Raw genomic sequence first — 17698 nt, 5'->3', positions numbered from 1 at the left:
CTTACGCACAAGAAGAATACTACCATAAATCATCTTCTTCGCAAGAAGCTTCTGGGAAAAGCTTATCTGGTGGCCGTTAGACTACGGAGACGAAACAGCCACACGAAGAAAGGCAGCCAGGTGGGAACCGAGGACATCACCGCCGTCGACCCCAACACGGCGAGTCAGGAGGCGGGAGACGACGAGATCGTCACCTGGTGGGGACTCGTGATCGAGGGGTATCACGTGACGCAGGAACGGCTCATGTCCGAGATCAACGAGCGGTTCGGACTCACCCCGGGCGCTTTCGACATCCTCGTCAGGTTGGTGCGCTCTCCGGAATGCCGTATGCCGATGACCAAGCTGGCGAGGGAAGCGGCACTGAGCAGCGGAGGATTCACCAAGGTGGCGGACCGGCTCGTGGCAGCGGATCTGATCCGCAGGGAGCCCTGCGACACCGACCGCCGCGTCACCTACGTGACACTGACCGACCACGGTCGGGTGACAGCCGAAACGGCGAAGAGTGCCTGTGCGGAGATCCTGCGTCGCACGGTCCTGGGGCCCCTGGGCCCCGAGACGTCCGAGCAACTGGCCATGGCCATGCGCACGCTGCGTACTGCCAACGCGGATGAGTGACACGGGAACTCGATCACCGCCCGGGGGCTCCGCCGACTCGCCGTCCGGCGCGACGAGTTCCCGTGTCCGAGCGGCGGCGCGGTCGTCGTCCCCGCTGATTCCGGGTGGCCGACCTCGAACGCGGCGGTGGGGTTCGCCCCCGGCGTCGGTGGTCGGCCCCGTTCACATCAGAGCAGTCGTACCGCGTAGGGAGCGATCCCGGCGTACCTCACCTCGGTCACCCGCACCCGAGCTCCCGAGTAGGGCCTCGACCATTCGTCCGTCTCCCAGGTACAGCGCCACGTGGTGCACATCGCCACCGTCGTTCCAGAACAGCATGTCCCCGCGTTGCTTGCGGGCGAGCGGCACTCGCTTGCCCGCACGGTACTGATAACCGCTGTAGTGCGGCAGCCGTACGCCGATGCCCGCGAAGGCGTAGACCATGAGCCCGGAGCAGTCGAAACCGATCTTGCGGTAGTCCCCGTGCGCGTCGGCGACGCCGCCGTCGCGGATGCCTCGCGTGGCACCGTCGGCATCACCACCACCCCACCCATAGGTGACCCCTCGTTGGGAGAGCGCTCTCGCGACCACGGTTTCCACCGCGGCTGAGGCGACACCACCGGTTTCGGTACGGTCCGGAGACCGAGATTCCCCGGAGGGAACGGGGGCTCGAGGCTCGCCGCGGTTGGCCTCCAGCCAGCGGCGATGCCTGTCCCGCTGAGCCAGCAGCGTCTCTACCTCGGCACGCGCCGCCGTGAGACGTCGCCGGGCGCTCGCGCGCTCGGCACGCAGCTCCGTGACTTCCTCCTGGCGGGATTCCCTGGCCGAAACCGCCTTCCGACGAGCCGTCGCGGCTCGTGCCGCTCTCTCGGGCGCACGGTCTGCCCGCTCGGCCCGACGCAGGTCTGTCCTGGCCTTGTTCACCCGCTCCAGCCTGCGGCCGACCACAGCGGACAACCCGGCCAACTCGGACTCGACGTCGTCGAGACGTCACGCCAGGGCACGAACCCGATCGGTGGCGTGACGCACCTCGGCACGTTCCTCCCTGATCCGCTGCCGATCGGGATTCGGCGGTTGAGTGGGCGCCGCGAACGCGGTGCCCGGAATCCCCGTGGTCAGCACGACGACGAACAACAGCACGAGAGCACGAGATGATCCCGCGACACCGCTCACCAGGTGCTGGGATCTCCCCAGGTACGCAGCGGGCTGGAGTTCGGCACCGTGGGCACGGAGAGCAACCGGGGAAGAACCTCGTCGAGGTTACCGCGCAACACGGCGGCGGCCTGGTCGTCGTAGGGGGTGGGCTCCGCGTTGCAGACGATCAGATCGGCACCGGCCCGTACTGCCAACTCGGCGAAACCGGCGGCGGGATGCACCGTCAGCGAGGTACCCGCGGTCAAGAACAACTCGCAGTCCATCGCGGCTCGTTGCCCGGAACGAACCACTTCGGGGTCCAGAGCCTGACCGAAGGAGACGGTCGCCGATTTGAGGATGCCCCCACAGCGCTCGCACGACGGATCGGGATCACCCTCCGCCACGCGCCGCAGCGCGGCACGCATGGTCCCGGTCTCACCGCATTCCAGGCACACGGTACCGAACATGGAACCGTGCAACTCCAGCACGAGCTCCGGATCGAGCCCGGCGCGCTGGTGCAGCTCGTCTATGTTCTGCGTCAGCAGCGCACGGATCCTTCCGGAGTTCGCCAGCTCGGTGAGAGCCCGATGAGCGGGGCCGGGTTCGGCCTCCCACGCGGGGTGCCGCGCCCGACTGCGCCAAGCCGCGCGGCGCACCTCGGGATCGGCCAGGTAGCTGTCGATATCACTGAGACGCTGCGCTCCCGGATCGCGTGTCCAGACACCGTTCGGTCCCCGGAAGTCGGGGATACCCGCCCCGGTCGAGATACCCGCGCCGGTCAACACCGTGATCCTGCGGGCGGCCGCGACCAGTTCACAGGCCCGTTGCCAACCCGCCGCGTCTTCCTCGTCGCACTCGCCCACGTCCACCACGGTCGCACGCCGGTTCCGGGCAACGCCCGGGAGGTGAACCGAGCTGTACCGCGACGAGGATCGAACGCACACGGCCGCTATCACCCCGTGAAATTCGAGTAACCCTCCTTTTCCGAAGTGCAACACGAGACACTGGGCCGCGAAACACGATCACCCTAGAGTTTCCAACGAATCCGTCGGTTACGACGGAAGAGCCGAATCGCGGCGCCGACGGCGACCGTGTGCGGACCTCGGGAGGCGACGAATGGCGCGACACCAAGTTGCTACCCACTGCCCCTACTGCGCGTTGCAGTGCGGTACGGAGCTGAGCGACCGCGAGGGCGCGGTATCGGTTTCGCCGTCGTCGTTTCCGGTCAACCGCGGTGGGCTGTGCCGCAAGGGGTGGACCGCCCCCGAGGTCCTGGGAAGCACCGACCGCCTGTCCGAGCCGCAGCTGCGTGTCGGGCGGGGTGAGCTCGCTCCGGCGGGCTGGGAGGAGGCACTGGACCGGATCGCGACCCACCTCGAGGAGATCATCGCCGAGTCCGGCCCGGACGCCGTAGGGATTTTCGGCGGCGGCGGTTTGACCAACGAAAAGGCCTACGCACTGGGAAAGTTCGCCCGGGTGGCGCTGGGAAGCAGCCGTATCGACTACAACGGGCGATTCTGCATGGCCGCCGCGGCGACCGCTGGCAACGCGGCCTTCGGGATGGACCGCGGCCTGCCGTTTCCCGTCACCGACCTCGGCGACGCCGAGGTGATCCTGCTCGCGGGTGGCAATCCGGCCGAGACGATGCCGCCACTGATGCAGCACCTCGAAGGGGCCCGGCTGGTGGTCGTCGATCCACGCCGCAGCGCCACGGCGGAACGTGCCGAACTGCATCTGCGGCCGCGCCCCGGCACCGACCTGGCGCTCGCGCTGGGACTGCTGCACATCGCGGTGACCGAGGGGTGGCACGACTCGGAGTACACGGCACGACGCACCACCGGATTCGAGCGGACCTGGGCCCGAGCGGTGACCTGGTGGCCGGAACGGGTCGAGCGGGTTACGGGAGTGCCCGTCTCGGCACAGCGGCAAGCGGTGCGGATGCTGGCCCGAGCACGGAGTTCCTACGTGCTCACCGGCAGGGGCGCCGAACAGCACGGTGACGGCGCCGACACCGTGTCCGGGTTCATCAACCTGGCCCTCGTGCTGGGTCTCCCCGGCACGAGGGGCAGCGGGTACGGCTGCCTGACCGGGCAGGGAAACGGCCAGGGCGGCCGGGAGCACGGGCAGAAAGCCGACCAGCTGCCCGGCTACCGTTCCATCACCGACCCGGCCGCACGTGCACATGTCGCCGAGGTGTGGGGGGTCGCCGAGAAAACCCTGCCGGGTCCCGGCCTGCCGGCCACTCGGTTGCTGGAGTCGGCGGGAACCCCGGAAGGTATCCGGGCGCTGCTCGTGTTCGGCGCCAATCCGGTGCTGTCTGCCCCCCACGCCGGGCTGGCACGGGCGCAGTTGTCGAAACTGGACCTGCTGGTGGTCGCCGACTTCCTTCCCTCCGAGACCACGCGGATGGCCGATGTGGTGCTGCCGGTCACGCAGTGGGCCGAGGAAGAGGGCACCATGACCAACCTGGAGGGGAGGGTGCTGCGCCGACGGGCGTTGCTGCCGCCCCCGGGAAGCGCCAGGTCCGATTTGGACGTACTGCGGGGACTGGCGACTCGCCTGGGGCAACCGGAGAGCCGGTTCCCGACACGACCGAGCACGGTCTTCGACGAACTGGCACGCGCCTCGGCCGGTGGTCCCGCGGACTACTCGGGGATCGACTACGAGCGTCTCGACTCCGGCCAGGCACTGCACTGGCCGTGCCCGACGACGCCGGACGAGCGGGTCCCGACCCCGCATCCGGGAACTCCTCGCCTGTTCCTGGAGTCGTTCGCCCACTCCGACGGCAGAGCCCGCTTCGCGGCGGTCGATTGGCACGGCCCCGCTGAGGACACGAATCACGAGTACCCACTGGTGGCCACTACCGGCAGGATCTCGGGGCACTACCAGACGGGTGAGCAGACCCGGCGCGTCGACGAACTCGCCACGGCCGAACCGGAATCGTTCGTACGGCTGCACCCGGACACCGCGGCACGCAGGGGCGTGCACGAGGGGCAGCTGGCACGGGTGAGTTCCGCCCGTGGTGCGACGCTCGCACGGGCGAGGCTCGACGGCTCGATCCGGCCGGACACGCTCTTCCTTCCGATCCACTACGCCGGGGCCGGCTGCGCGAATCTGCTCACCAACCCCGTGCTCGATCCCCGCAGTGGGATTCCCGAGTTCAAGGTCGCGGCCGTCTCGATCTCGAGCGCCGAGGAGCCGAGCGCATGACACGACTCGTGATCATCGGGCACTGTCCCGCCGCACACCGGTTGGTCGAACGACTGACGGAACAGGGATACCCGGGAAGCGTCACCGTGCTCGACGCCGCCGAGCGGGGCCCCCACAATCCCGCGCTGCTGCCCACCGTCCTGGCCAACGGGCTCGCCCCGGAGCTCGCGGCACTACCGGAACACCCCTCCCCCGTGCGGGTTCACCGGAACACTCGGATCGCGAGTATCGACCGGGCCCGGAGACGGGTACGTACCGAACACGGTGAGACGTACGGCTACGACGCCCTGGTGCTGGCCACCGGAACTCGCACCGTCGTACCGAACCTGCCGGGAGTCTCGGACAACGGCTCACCGGCGGAGGGGATCTGGCCGCTGCGCCATCCGAACGAGTGCGGTCGTATGCGCGGTCAGCTGGCGGCCGACGCCTCTGTCACCGTGCTCGGCGGCGGGTTGGACGGGGTTGAGACAGCACACGCGCTGGCCACGGCCGGATACGAGGTCTCACTGCTGCACCGTGGTGCGCGGCTGATGCCGCGACTGCTGGATCGGGCCGCGGCGGACATCGTCGCCAGGACACTGCTCGACAACGGAGTGACCGTCCTGTCGAACGAGACCGCGACCGAGCTGCTGCCGGGCAAACTGGTGCTGTCGTCGGGCGCCGCGGTTTCCACCGACGCGCTGGTACTGCGCGCGGGAACGCTACCTGACACGGCGCTGGCAGGTGATACCGGACTGCGACTCTCCCGGGGTGTCGCGGTCGACGGTGAACTGCGAAGCAGCGACCCACGTATTCACGCGCTGGGAGGGTGTGCCGCGCCCCCGAGGGGATTCGACGATTCGCTGAGCGACTCGTGGGAACAGGCCGAGACGCTGGCGGCAACCCTGCTTTCGGGTAGCAGCGGGACTTCGGGAAGGCCCCGCGAATCCGGCGGGGTCGTGCGTGCTCGGGGGGCAGGGCTCGAACTCGCCTCGATCGGGCCTCCGGAAGTGCTCACCGGAAAGAGCCACGAGGTCGAACACGTCACGTTCAACGATCCGAAACGACGGCGTTACGCGCGGCTGGCACTACGCGAGGACCGACTGGTGGCGGCCATGCTGCTCGGTCTGCCGGAAGCGATCGCCACGCTCAGCCAGCTGCACGACACCGGCATGCCGGTCCCCTCCGACCGGCTGGCGACGCTGCTCGACCTGCCCACCGGATTCGGAACAGCGGGCGGTGTACCGGCCGATCCGGTGCTGTGCCACTGCAACAACGTATCCCGCTCGACGCTGACAGCGGCCTACCACGACGGAGCGCGTGATGTGGCCGCTCTCGCCGCGGCCACGCGTGCCACCACCGGATGCGGAAGCTGTATCGGCGCCGTCCGCGAACTGTGCGGCTCACTGGTCGCGTCGACCACCGAACGCGTCCCGAGCGGAATCGACTCCCCGGAACAGGAGGGTGCGGCGTGAACAAGACACTCGTCATCATCGGACACGGCATGGTCGGAAACCGGCTGGTCGAGGAGATCCGCGAACGTGACTCGGCGGAGAACTGGCGAATCGTGGTGCTCGGTGAGGAACCGTACGCCGCCTACGACCGGGTGGGCCTGTCCTCCTACATGACCGAGTCCACCGCCGAGGAGCTGAGCCTGCTCACCTCCGGGACTCGGGAGGATCCACGGGTGGAGCTGCGCACCGGAGTGGGCGCCACCGACATCGACCGCGTCACCCGAACGGTCTCCACCACGAACGGTGAGACGCTGCACTACGACGCGCTGGTGCTGGCAACCGGATCGCGCCCGTTCGTACCACCGGTTCCGGGCGCCGAGCTCGAGGGCTGCCACGTGTACCGCACGCTGGAGGATCTCGACGGCATCCGCTCGGCGGCTGTCCCCGGCACCGACGGCGTGGTGGTCGGAGGCGGGCTGCTCGGGCTGGAGGCCGCCGACGCCCTCCGGGCTCTCGGGATGCGTGCCCATGTGGTCGAGGTGGCGCCACGGCTCATGCCGGTGCAGGTCGACGAGGGCGGTGGAGCCGTGCTGGCACGTCTCGTCGGCGATCTGGGACTCGAAGTACACACCGGGGTGGCCACCTCCGGTGCCCACGCCGGAGAGCACGGGGGACTCGGCTCGGTGACGCTGACCGACGGAACCGAGATCGAGACGGGGCTGCTGGTGTTCTCGGCCGGAATCCGACCTCGCGACGAGCTCGCCGAACCAGCGGGACTGCCGCGCGGGGAGCGCGGTGGTTTTCTGGTCGACGGCAACTGCCGAACCGAGGATCCGCGTGTCTGGGCGATCGGCGAGTGCGCGGCGGTACGGGGACAGTGCCACGGCTTGGTCGCTCCCGGCTACCGAATGGCCGCGGCGGTGGCCGACCAACTCACCGAACGCGGCAACGCCGAGTTCCCGGGCGCCGACGGCGCGACCAAGCTGAAACTCGTCGGGGTCGATGTGGCCAGCTTCGGTGACGCGCACGGCACTTCCGAGGGGGCCCTGGAAGTCGTCTACGCCAACAACGCCGAAGGCACCTACGCCAAGCTCGTGCTGGACGACGACGCGAGCACGCTGCTCGGCGGTGTGCTGGTCGGCGACGCGAGTGCCTACGACACGCTGCGGCCGTTGACGGGAACCGCACTGCCCGGCCCGCCCGAACAGCTGATGTTACCCGCGACGCAGGCCGGTGGCCCGAGTACCGGCGTGCTTCCGGACGAGGCGACGGTGTGCTCCTGCCACAACGTGCGCAAGACGGACATCACCCAGGTCATAGCGTCGGGAGCGGCCGAGGACGTGGCCGGTGTCAAGTCGTGCACCAAGGCGGGCACCGGTTGCGGATCCTGTGTTCCGATGTTGAAGAACCTGTTGGACGAAGCGGGAGTGGCGACTTCGGACGCGCTGTGCGAACACTTCTCGCAGTCCAGGTCGGAGCTGTTCGAGATCGTACGAGCGACCGGGATCACGACATTCTCCCGTTTGATAGCCGAGTACGGCGCCGGGCGGGGGTGTGACATCTGCAAACCGGCGGTGGCCTCCGTTCTAGCCAGCTCGGTGAATTCGCACATCCTCGACGACGAGCAGGCGGGACTGCAGGACACCAACGACCGATTCCTCGCCAACATGCAGCGCAACGGCACGTATTCCGTGGTGCCCCGCGTGCCGGGCGGCGAGATCACACCGGACAAGCTCATCACGCTGGGGCAGGTGGCCACCGAGTTCGGTCTCTACACCAAGATCACCGGTGGTCAGCGGATCGACATGTTCGGGGCGAGGGTGGAGCACCTTCCCGAGATATGGCGCAGGCTGGTGGACGCCGGGTTCGAATCGGGCCATGCCTACGGCAAGGCCCTGCGAACCGTCAAATCCTGCGTGGGCACCGACTGGTGTCGTTACGGCGTGCAGGACTCGGTGACCATGGCGATCCGGTTGGAGACGCGCTACCGGGGGCTACGAGCTCCCCACAAGATCAAGGCCGGGGTGTCCGGTTGTGCGCGGGAGTGCGCCGAGGCCAGGTCGAAGGACTTCGGGGTCATCGCCACGGAACGCGGCTGGAACCTCTACGTGGGCGGTAACGGTGGTTTCAGTCCGAGGCACGCCGAGCTGCTGGCCTCGGACCTGACCGACGAGGAACTGATCCGCCTGATCGACCGATTCCTGATGTTCTACATCCGCACGGCCGAACGTCTGCAGCGGACGGCGGGCTGGATCGAGTCGTTCGACAGCGGGCTGGAACACGTACGCGAGGTGGTGGTCGAGGACAGCCTGGGGATCGCCGCCGAGCTCGAGGCGGCCATGTCCCGTCACACCGAGAACTACACCGACGAGTGGCGGGCGGTGCTCGACGACTCCGAGAAGCTCTCGCGGTTCGTGTCCTTCGTCAACGCACCGGACTCGCCCGACCCCACTATCAGTTTCACCGAGGAACGCGGCCAGATCCGCCCCGAACCGATCGATCTTCCGATGCCGGTCGCCCAACCCGGACAGGACCAAGTCACCGAGGAGGTTTCGGCATGAGGTGGCATGCTGTCTGTCGAGAACCCGACGTTCCCACCGATTTCGGAGTGGCGGCACTCGTGCGGGGACACACCGTGGCGCTGTTCCGCACCGGGGACGACGAACTTTTCGCACTGGGCAACGTGGATCCCTTCAGCGGTGCCGGTGTGATCAGCCGCGGCATCGTCGGGGACCGCCGTGGGGAACCGACCGTGTCCTCCCCGATGCACAAACAGGTCTTCTCGCTGCGCAGTGGGAAGTGTCTCGACGAGCCGGAAACCAGGCTGCCGATCTACCCCGTGCGTTGCCGCGCCGGTGTCGTCGAGGTGGGCACCAGTTGACCGGCCCGTACGAGTTCCCGGAAGCCGGAAACGGCACCTCGGAGAGCAGCGCCACCCTGTTGCTGGTGGCCCACGGCACCCGAGACCCGCGGGGTGGGCGGGTGATCCGACAGCTGGCCCACACCGCCGGGGACCGGCTGGGCGTGCCGGTACGCACCGCCAATGTGGACGTGGTCGGCCCCACGGTGGCCGAAGCGCTGCGGGGAGTCATCGGGCGGGTCGTGGCCGTTCCCGCCTTTCTGGCCTCCGGTTATCACGTGCGTACCGATCTTCCCGGCCAGCTCGCCGACAGCGGGCACGACGCCGAGGTGCGGGTGACCGAGCCGGTGGGCCCGGCACCGGAGTTGGCGCGGGTGATGCTGCACAGATTGCGGGAGGCCGGTTGGCGCCCCGGCGAGCCGGTGGTGTTCGCCGCGGCGGGTTCCTCCGACGAGCACGCGCTCGGCGATGTGGATCGTGCCGCGGGCCTGCTCGGAGAGCTGGTTCGGCCCGGCGGCGAACCACTAACGGCGACCTACATCACCTCGGCACGACCACGCACCTCCGAGGTCTGCGTGCGCGGAGACGGCGGGGAGTTCGTCGCGCCCTATCTGCTGGCTCCCGGACTGTTCCACCGCTGGCTGCGGGAGATGCCCTCGAAGGCAGTGGCCGAACCGCTGGGAGGCCACTCCGAGGTGGCAGGACTGATCGTCCGTCGTTACCTCGACGCGTGTCGTGGTGACCCGGCACGCTCCGCGGTGGCGCCCACGGCGTGACGGAAGGTGGCGCCCAGTACCGGGGAGGCTCGGTACTCGGCCACACCGCGGCGGGAACCGGTCGGAGGACAGCTGTCAGCTCCGGTGGATCCCGAACTCCTTGAGGGAGTATCCGTAAGGTGCGGGAGAACTCCAACGGGCCGAGTCGGGAGAACGGGTTCCGACGTCATAGCCGATCACCTGTGGCTGTGGCGGGCCGATCACGGCAGCGGTGTCGGTTGGAACACCAACACGGCCGACAACGGTCCGGTCGTCGACGGTGACGACTTCACCGTCTACGGACTGTTCACCGAGCACTACTTCCCCTCGTCCGGGCGCCGGATCTCGCTCGGTGACTGTCACACCGCTTTCGAACCGCTCTACTGGGTGCGAGCGCGCGACCGTGTTCCCGAAACCGTTCACCTCCGCCCGCCCGACAGGGGTTCCTCCGTTGTCGCACCGGCGGAGTCCACGGGGCGACGAGGTGCGCCCCACTGCGCCAGGAACGCTCCGAGCAGCACCAGCACACCGCCGAACAGCTGGACGGGCAGCAGGGTCTCGTGCAGCAACCACCAGGCGAGCACCGTGGCCACCACCGGTTCCAGATAGGCCACTCCACCCGCGATCGGCGCGGACAGTCCCCGCACCGCCACGATGCCGGTGAGGTAGGCGAACACCGTGCTGACGAGCACGATCCAAACCACCGCGAACGCCGCGGGCAGCTCGTGCCCGGCCAGCTCGACCCGCGAGGCCAACACCGACCAGTCCATGCGCCACGGCCGGGCCGGCACGGTCATGACGACAGCGCCGACGAGGAGCCCGCACGCCGCCAGCGCGCTGGGTCTGACCGAGGCGGTGCTCTCGGAGAGCAGGAAATACGCGGCCTGGCACGCCGCTGCTCCCAGCCCCAGCAGCAACCCGACGGGATGCAGCGCGACACCCGCCCAGACGCGCACCACGAATGCCAATCCCGTCACTGCCAGCACCACACCGATCACCGCCATCGGAGTGACGGGGCGCCGCAGCACGAAACGAGCCCACACCAGCACCAGGACGGGGCCGAGGAATTCGATCAGCAGTGCCACCCCCACCGGGATGGTGGCGATGGCTCCGAAGTAGCAGGCCTGCACACCGGCGACCGCGAACAGTCCGTAGCCCACGACCGCCACGGGAGCGGAACGTACCGCCGAGCGGTACCGGAACAGCAGCGGCGACATCAAAAGCGCCGCTCCCGCGAGTCGCAACCACGTGACCTGAAGCGAACCGAGTCCCGCTACCAGCAACGGTTTCGCGAACGGCCCCGAACCGCCGAAGAACAACGCCGAAGCGACCGCGAAGGCGAGACCGAGGCCACGTAACCGTCTCGCGTTCATCGCCGCACTCGCGGTGCTGCCGCGCACTCGCCCCGCATCAGCACCAGCCGACCGCCGCGTACCCGTTGGCGTGAGCCGCGGGGCGGCGCGGTGGACTCTCGTCGTTGGAGCGCCATTCGGGCAGCAGGACCAGCCCGGGGTCGGCGAGTCGGTATCCGGTCAGCAACCGACCGATCTCATCCTGATCACGAAAGGTGACCGGAGTGGGGGTGGCCTCGAGCAGTTCGCGCACGGCCTGTTGCTCGTCGGACGTGAACGCCGTCCCGGAGAGATGGGACACGGCCACGGCGCTGCCCGTGCAGCAGGCGTCACGGTAGGCGGCCAGCATGGCTCCGGGATCGTCGTGGTCGGGAATGGCGTGCAGCAACGCCACCGCGAGCACCGCCACCGGACGGTCGAAGTCGAGCAACCCGGCTATCCCGGGCGCGTGCAGCACGGTCGCGGTGTCACGCGCGTCCGCCCTGGTGATCGTGACGTTGGGCGAGTCACGCAGCAGTCGTCGGGCATGCGCCACGGCAACCGGCTCGTGATCCACGTAAGCCACTCGTGCCCACGGCGCCCGCTCGTGCGCTATCTCGTGGACGTTGCCGGCCGTGGGAACGCCGGATCCCAGATCGAGGAACTGGTCGATCCCGGCGTCGAGCAGATAGCGCACCACTCGCCGCAGGAAAGCCCGGTTCTCGACGGCGAAGGTAACCGAGGCGGGCGCGCGTTCGGCTGCCTGGTCGGCGACCCGCCGGTCGATCTCGAAATTGACTGATCCGCCGAGAAAGTAGTCGTACATCCGTGCCAGGTTCGGCCTGGACAGATCGGGATCGTCACCGATGTCGCTCTCGGGGTGCTGCCCGTCGATGATGTCCTCCCAAGCGGCTCGTGCCGGTTCGGACAGAGATCCTATCGAGCTTCTCGAGCGGGTTGCCGAGACCGCTCGCTGCCTCCGCCCCGGGACTACCGGCACGTGAGACGACACTCGCTGCTGTCGACCGCCTCGACGTGCAGCCGCAGCCGATCGGTCTCACGCGGCACGTCGGTGTAGAGCGAATGGCCGTGGCAGAGCAATTCCAGGTCTCGCTCGAGGTCACGGCTGAGCTGGTCCTCGTCCGCGAGTTCGGCCCAGGCGCGTTCACCGAGCAGCCGTATTCGGCGCCGCTGAGCGTGTTCGCGGGTCATCTCGGCCAGCCACTCGGCGGCGTCGTCGGGGGTGTGCAGCACGCGATCCGGACTGCGTGACAACCGCTTCGTCCGATCGCTGCGCTCAGCGGCGGAACCGTCCGCTTCGACGTAGGCGTGCCAGTGTAGCCGGCCCTCGGTCCAGTCACCGATGTTGTCCAACGTGGATTCTCCTGGTGTCGCCTTACCGACGGGAACGCTCCCCTACCGCGCCCCCGTCGAATTCTCGCGAAATCGCCACGACGTGTGGTGCCAAACGCGGTTTTCGACACGATTTCGCGGTAGGAATCATCGGGTCGGCGCCGTCAGGACGCCCCGGCCGCCCACGGCGGGCCGGCCGGGCGAGGTCCACGCGAACTCGTCGAAGACTCACCCCTCGGACATGAAACGGACCCGTGCCGAGCGCGATGGCCCGACACGGGTCACGGGCGAGCGTCACTCAGGGGTGCAGCACGACCTTGGTGTAGCCCTCGACGCGCTGGTCGAACTTGGTGTAGGCCCCGGGAGCCTCCCAGAGCGACAGCTCGTGGGAGACCACGAAGCTGGGCTTCGCCCGCTCGGCGATGATCAAGTCCCGCAACTGACGGTTGTAACGTTTGACGTTGCACTGCCCGGTCCCCATGACCTGCCCCTTCTCGAACATGCGACCTATCTCGACCGAGAGCATGCCGTGCTTGGCGTTCTCGGTCGGGCCACCGGGATCGGACGGAACGTAGAGGCCGGGGACACCGAGCCGCCCCGTCGGACGGACGCTCTCGATCAACGAGTTGAGCACCGTCGCGGGCTCCTCCCTGGAGGCGTCGGCGACCTGTGCCTGATAGCCGACGGCGTCCACTCCCTTGTCGGCTCCGGCCCCCTCGGTCTGGTCCTTGATCAGTTCGACCGGATCACCGCGGCTGAAGTCCACCGGTATCGCACCGATCTCGGTGGCCTTGGTGAGCCGTTCGGGAACGCGGTCGACCACGAACACGCGGGAAGCGCCGCGCAGCAGGGCCGAGTAGGCAGCCATCAGCCCCACGGGTCCCGCACCGTAGACCGCCACGCTGTCCCCGGGACTGACCTGTGCCAGTTCGCAGCCGTGATAACCGGTCGGGAAGATGTCGGCCAACAGCACGAAGTCGGTCTCGTGTTCCCCGTTGGCGGGCAGTTTCAGACAGTTGAAGTCGGCGAACGGGACGCGCAGGTACTCGGCCTGCCCGCCGGTGTAGGGCCCCATCGCCACGTAGCCGTAGGCGCCGCCGGCGAAACCGGGGTTGACCGTGAGGCAGAACGCCGTGTTGCCCTCCATGCAGTTTCGGCAGAATCCGCAGGCGACGTTGAACGGCATGACCACGCGGTCACCACGCAGCAGGGAGGTGACGCCGCTGCCGATGTCCTCGATGATTCCCATGTTCTCGTGACCGAACACGATGCCTGGTTCGGCCGCGGTGCGGCCCTCGTACATGTGCAGGTCCGAACCGCAGATAGCGGTGGAGGTCACTCTTACGAGCACGTCATTGGGGTGTTCGATGCGGGGATCAGCCACCTCGGATATCTCCACCGAGAAGGGTTCCTGATAAACGACCGCCTTCATTGTCGACCCACCTTCCGTCATCGAGAGGTCGATGCCGTCACGGATCACCACGGCGTCGGACGAACGCGGCACGCGCAAGAGGAACACTGTTGGCCGTCCCGTGGCCGCCCGGCCGGCAAAGATCCTTCGTACGACACCGCATCCATGAGTATTCGCACGTCAGGTGTCTACCCACCAGTCCGCGCCGGTAACCTCGACCCGGCACTACGTGTACGTAGCGTCAGAAGGACAGCTGCGGCACACCGCCACAAGAGCGAAAGCAGCCACGAAACGAATCGAAATAGTGACCATATGAATTCACCTCACGGTGTCGACCACTACGACGCGACGTTCGCCCGGGACCTGGAGTGGTCCCGCAGGTTGCGCGCCCAGCTCGCGGAACTGCCCAGCACCGAGGACGAGAAGGAGGACGACTCCTGAGGCCGAACGCCCTCGAGGCGGACGCGAACGCGCCGGACACCTCGAAGGGATTCGCCGACCGCACCACTGGCCCGGGCAAAAACCGCGGGATTACGCGCACGGGCATATTTCGGGCTCGATTTCGCCTGACCCTGCCTTGAGCACGAATACAGGACAAGCGTACTGTTTAAGCTGAAGCAAGGGTCCGCGCGCACGGAACACCGAAGTGCGCGAGACTTCCCCGGACCCGTGCCGTTCCCGAACTTGCGCACGCCCGTCACGAGATGGAGTGGAACGTGACCGCACCTGCGAGCAAGGACAGCTTCGGCGCCCGTGACACGTTGCGTGTCGGCGACTCCTCGTACGAGGTGTTCCGACTCGACGCGGTCGACGGCGCGCAGCGGCTGCCGTACAGCCTCAAGATCCTGCTGGAGAACCTGCTGCGTACCGAGGACGGTGTCAACATCACCGCCGAACACGTACGCGCACTCGGCAACTGGGACCCCACCGCCGAACCGGACACCGAGATCCAGTTCACCCCCGGCAGGGTGATCATGCAGGACTTCACCGGAGTCCCCTGCGTGGTCGACCTCGCCACCATGCGTGAGGCCGTCGTGGAGCTGGGCGGCCAGGCGTCCGCGGTGAATCCACTCGCCCCCGCCGAGCTGGTCATCGACCACTCCGTGGTCATCGACGTCTTCGGCAAGCCGGACGCTTTCGAACGCAACGTCGAGTTCGAATACGGCCGGAACAAGGAGCGCTACCAGTTCCTGCGCTGGGGGCAGAACGCCTTCGACGAGTTCAAGGTCGTTCCCCCCGGAACCGGCATCGTGCACCAGGTCAACATCGAGCACCTGGCGCGCGGTGTGATGGCCCGCAACGGCCAGGCCTACCCGGACACCTGTGTGGGCACCGACTCGCACACGACGATGGTCAACGGTCTGGGTGTGCTCGGCTGGGGCGTCGGCGGCATCGAGGCCGAGGCGGCGATGCTGGGACAGCCGGTGTCGATGCTCATCCCCAAGGTGGTCGGCTTCAAGCTCACCGGCGACATCCCGCCGGGCGCCACCGCCACCGACGTGGTGCTGACGATCACCGAGATGCTGCGTAAGCACGGTGTGGTCGGCAAGTTCGTCGAGTTCTACGGCTCCGGGGTCGCCTCCGTCCCGCTGGCCAACCGCGCCACGATCGGCAACATGAGCCCCGAGTTCGGCTCCACCGCGGCGATCTTCCCGATCGACGAGGAGACGCTGCGCTACCTCAAGCTCACCGGCCGTCCGCAGGACCAGCTGGACCTGGTGGAAAGCTACGCCAAGGAGCAGGGACTGTGGCACGACCCGAACCACGAGCCCGAGTACTCCGAGTACCTGGAACTCGACCTTTCCACCGTGGTTCCCTCGATCGCCGGTCCGAAACGTCCGCAGGACCGGATCGCGATCTCCGAGTCCAAGAGCTCCTTCCGCGGCTCGCTCCGTGACTACGTGCAGGTCAGCTCGGACGACACCGCGCTGGACGAGGCCGGCGAGGAGTCCTTCCCCGCCAGCGACTCCCCCGCCGTGACCCACCACGACGAGGGCGACAAGCCCAAGCTGTTCTCGGCCGCCGACGGCTCCGACGGCCGGGCCTCCAACCCCGTCAAGGTCACCTCGGAGGAGAAGGGCGAGTTCGAGCTCGACCACGGCGCCGTGGTGATCGCCTCCATCACCTCCTGCACCAACACCTCCAACCCATCGGTGATGCTGGGCGCGGCGCTGCTCGCCCGCAACGCGGTGGACAAGGGGCTGCAGACCAAGCCGTGGGTCAAGACCTCGATGGCCCCCGGCTCCCAGGTGGTCACCGACTACTACGAGAAGGCCGGCCTGTGGCCCTACCTGGAGAAGCTGGGCTACCACCTGGTGGGCTACGGCTGCACCACCTGTATCGGCAACTCCGGGCCGCTGCCCACCGAGATCTCGCAGGCGGTGCAGGACAACGACCTCTCGGTGGTCTCGGTGCTGTCCGGCAACCGCAACTTCGAGGGCCGGATCAACCCGGACGTCAAGATGAACTACCTGGCCTCGCCGCCGCTGGTGATCGCCTACGCGCTCGCGGGCTCGATGGACTTCGACTTCGCCAACGATCCGCTGGGGCACGACACCGCGGGCGAGCCGGTCTACCTGAACGACATCTGGCCCAGCCCGCAGGAGATCCAGAGCACCATCGACTCGGCGATCACGCAGGAGATGTTCACCAACGACTACTCCGACGTGTTCGCGGGCGACCAGCGCTGGCGGGAGCTGCCCACCCCCGAGGGCGAGACCTTCGAGTGGGACCAGGACTCCACCTACGTGCGCAAGCCCCCCTACTTCGAGGGCATGGGTGCTGAGCCGGAACCGGTCACCGACATCTCCGGTGCGAGGGTGCTGGCCCTGCTCGGCGACTCGGTCACCACCGACCACATCTCGCCGGCGGGCGCCATCAAGCCCGACTCCCCGGCCGGGCAGTACCTGCGCGAGCACGGCATCGAGCGCAAGGACTTCAACTCCTACGGTTCCCGCAGGGGCAACCACGAGGTGATGATCCGGGGCACGTTCGCCAACATCCGGCTGCGCAACCTGCTGCTCGACGACGTGCAGGGCGGCTACACGCGCGACTTCACCCAGCCCGGCGCTCCGCAGGCGTTCATCTACGACGCGGCGCAGAACTACGCCGCCGAGAACACGCCGCTGGTGGTCCTGGCGGGCAAGGAGTACGGCTCCGGCTCGTCACGGGACTGGGCCGCGAAGGGCACCGCGCTGCTCGGTGTGCGCGCGGTGATCGCCGAATCGTTCGAACGCATCCACCGTTCGAACCTGATCGGCATGGGAGTCGTCCCACTGCAGTTCCCGGCGGGAAGCACCGCCAGGTCCCTGGGACTGGACGGAACGGAGCACTACGACATCAACGGGATCACCGCCTTCAACAACGGTGAGATCCCGTCCACGGTGAAGGTGACCGCCACCAAGGAGGACGGCTCCACCGTGGAGTTCGACGCGGACGTTCGCATCGACACTCCGGGTGAGGCCGACTACTACCGGAACGGCGGTATTCTGCAGTACGTCCTGCGGAACATGGTCAATTCCTGACAGGTCGCGGAGTTCGTCCTCGGCGCCGTGGTCCCGTTCGGACGGGACCACGGCGCCGAGTTCTTTCGAGAAGGATTAGGATCACACGGGGAG

General features: G+C 67.9%; 15 protein-coding genes. 8 read left to right on the top strand and 7 right to left on the bottom strand.

Going from position 1 to position 17698, the window contains the following annotated elements; genetic code table 11:
* Positions 1 to 120 precede the first annotated feature (120 nt).
* On the top strand, positions 121 to 615 hold the full coding sequence (locus J2S53_RS03370; RefSeq protein ID WP_456239712.1) for a MarR family winged helix-turn-helix transcriptional regulator: 495 nt from the start codon (positions 121 to 123) through the stop codon (positions 613 to 615).
* A gap of 162 nt (positions 616 to 777) precedes the next feature.
* On the opposite strand, the gene J2S53_RS03365 is transcribed toward J2S53_RS03370, so the two are convergent.
* From J2S53_RS03365 to J2S53_RS03355, 3 genes are read right to left on the bottom strand one after another with little or no spacing between them, the layout of a single operon-like run.
* Positions 778 to 1560: an NlpC/P60 family protein gene (locus J2S53_RS03365; protein WP_456239711.1), complete on the bottom strand. Its 783-nt coding sequence runs from the start codon at positions 1558 to 1560 to the stop codon at positions 778 to 780.
* Between the two features lie 24 nt (positions 1561 to 1584).
* Positions 1585 to 1767 carry a hypothetical protein gene (locus J2S53_RS03360; RefSeq protein ID WP_456239710.1) on the bottom strand — a complete coding sequence of 61 codons (183 nt, stop codon included), beginning with the start codon at positions 1765 to 1767 and terminating at the stop codon, positions 1585 to 1587.
* Positions 1764 to 2591, bottom strand: coding sequence for an SIR2 family NAD-dependent protein deacylase (locus J2S53_RS03355; RefSeq protein ID WP_456239709.1), 828 nt, complete (start codon positions 2589 to 2591; stop codon positions 1764 to 1766). The genes J2S53_RS03360 and J2S53_RS03355 overlap by 4 nt, the downstream gene beginning before the upstream one ends.
* Positions 2592 to 2844: 253 nt before the next feature.
* Here J2S53_RS03355 and J2S53_RS03350 point away from each other — a divergent pair, with 253 nt between their 5' ends.
* From J2S53_RS03350 to J2S53_RS03330, 5 genes are read left to right on the top strand one after another with little or no spacing between them, the layout of a single operon-like run.
* Positions 2845 to 4938 (top strand): molybdopterin oxidoreductase family protein, encoded by a 2094-nt coding sequence (locus J2S53_RS03350; protein WP_456239708.1) that lies wholly within the window; start codon positions 2845 to 2847, stop codon positions 4936 to 4938.
* A complete protein-coding gene (locus J2S53_RS03345; protein WP_456239707.1) occupies positions 4935 to 6392 on the top strand; it encodes an FAD-dependent oxidoreductase in 1458 nt (485 codons plus the stop codon). Before J2S53_RS03350 ends, J2S53_RS03345 begins: the two co-directional genes overlap by 4 nt.
* Positions 6389 to 8932 carry a nitrite reductase large subunit NirB gene (gene nirB, locus J2S53_RS03340; RefSeq protein WP_456239706.1) on the top strand — a complete coding sequence of 848 codons (2544 nt, stop codon included), beginning with the start codon at positions 6389 to 6391 and terminating at the stop codon, positions 8930 to 8932. Before J2S53_RS03345 ends, nirB begins: the two co-directional genes overlap by 4 nt.
* Complete coding sequence (gene nirD, locus J2S53_RS03335) at positions 8929 to 9252, top strand: nitrite reductase small subunit NirD (protein ID WP_456239705.1); 324 nt, start codon at positions 8929 to 8931, stop codon at positions 9250 to 9252. The genes nirB and nirD overlap by 4 nt, the downstream gene beginning before the upstream one ends.
* The gene (locus J2S53_RS03330) at positions 9249 to 10007 is read left to right on the top strand and encodes a sirohydrochlorin chelatase (RefSeq protein WP_456239704.1); all 759 of its coding nucleotides are present in this window, start codon (positions 9249 to 9251) and stop codon (positions 10005 to 10007) included. Before nirD ends, J2S53_RS03330 begins: the two co-directional genes overlap by 4 nt.
* Positions 10008 to 10405: 398 nt before the next feature.
* Here J2S53_RS03330 and J2S53_RS03325 read toward each other — a convergent pair whose 3' ends face one another.
* From J2S53_RS03325 to J2S53_RS03310, 4 genes are all read right to left on the bottom strand, one after another.
* A complete protein-coding gene (locus J2S53_RS03325) occupies positions 10406 to 11359 on the bottom strand; it encodes an EamA family transporter (RefSeq protein WP_456239703.1) in 954 nt (317 codons plus the stop codon).
* 37 nt (positions 11360 to 11396) lie between these two features.
* Positions 11397 to 12317 (bottom strand): SAM-dependent methyltransferase, encoded by a 921-nt coding sequence (locus J2S53_RS03320; RefSeq protein ID WP_456239702.1) that lies wholly within the window; start codon positions 12315 to 12317, stop codon positions 11397 to 11399.
* Entirely contained in the window at positions 12308 to 12691 is a 384-nt protein-coding gene (locus J2S53_RS03315; protein ID WP_456239701.1) for a hypothetical protein, read from the bottom strand. Before J2S53_RS03315 ends, J2S53_RS03320 begins: the two co-directional genes overlap by 10 nt.
* Positions 12692 to 12968: 277 nt before the next feature.
* On the bottom strand, positions 12969 to 14102 hold the full coding sequence (locus J2S53_RS03310) for a glutathione-independent formaldehyde dehydrogenase (RefSeq protein WP_456239700.1): 1134 nt from the start codon (positions 14100 to 14102) through the stop codon (positions 12969 to 12971).
* 291 nt (positions 14103 to 14393) lie between these two features.
* Here J2S53_RS03310 and J2S53_RS03305 point away from each other — a divergent pair, with 291 nt between their 5' ends.
* Both J2S53_RS03305 and acnA read left to right on the top strand, forming a co-directional pair.
* Positions 14394 to 14522 carry a hypothetical protein gene (locus tag J2S53_RS03305; RefSeq protein ID WP_281246456.1) on the top strand — a complete coding sequence of 43 codons (129 nt, stop codon included), beginning with the start codon at positions 14394 to 14396 and terminating at the stop codon, positions 14520 to 14522.
* A 275-nt stretch (positions 14523 to 14797) separates the two neighbouring features.
* On the top strand, positions 14798 to 17605 hold the full coding sequence (gene acnA, locus J2S53_RS03300) for an aconitate hydratase AcnA (protein WP_456239699.1): 2808 nt from the start codon (positions 14798 to 14800) through the stop codon (positions 17603 to 17605).
* The last annotated feature ends 93 nt before the right edge of the window (positions 17606 to 17698 follow it).

This window comes from Actinopolyspora lacussalsi (genome assembly GCA_030803735.1).
Lineage (GTDB): Bacteria > Actinomycetota > Actinomycetes > Mycobacteriales > Pseudonocardiaceae > Actinopolyspora > Actinopolyspora lacussalsi.
The sequence above is the reverse complement of the archived record's forward strand: the minus strand, read 5'-3'. Positions and strand labels throughout refer to the sequence as shown.

Excerpts from the sequence above, each read along its gene's own strand:
- J2S53_RS03310 (WP_456239700.1), bottom strand. The coding sequence starts at position 14,102 with ATGAAGGCGGTCGTTTATCAGGAACCCTTCTCGGTGGAGATATCCGAG.
- nirD (WP_456239705.1), top strand. The coding sequence starts at position 8,929 with ATGAGGTGGCATGCTGTCTGTCGAGAACCCGACGTTCCCACCGATTTC.
- J2S53_RS03325 (WP_456239703.1), bottom strand. The coding sequence starts at position 11,359 with ATGAACGCGAGACGGTTACGTGGCCTCGGTCTCGCCTTCGCGGTCGCT.
- J2S53_RS03350 (WP_456239708.1), top strand. The coding sequence starts at position 2,845 with ATGGCGCGACACCAAGTTGCTACCCACTGCCCCTACTGCGCGTTGCAG.
- J2S53_RS03305 (WP_281246456.1), top strand. The coding sequence starts at position 14,394 with ATGAATTCACCTCACGGTGTCGACCACTACGACGCGACGTTCGCCCGG.
- J2S53_RS03345 (WP_456239707.1), top strand. The coding sequence starts at position 4,935 with ATGACACGACTCGTGATCATCGGGCACTGTCCCGCCGCACACCGGTTG.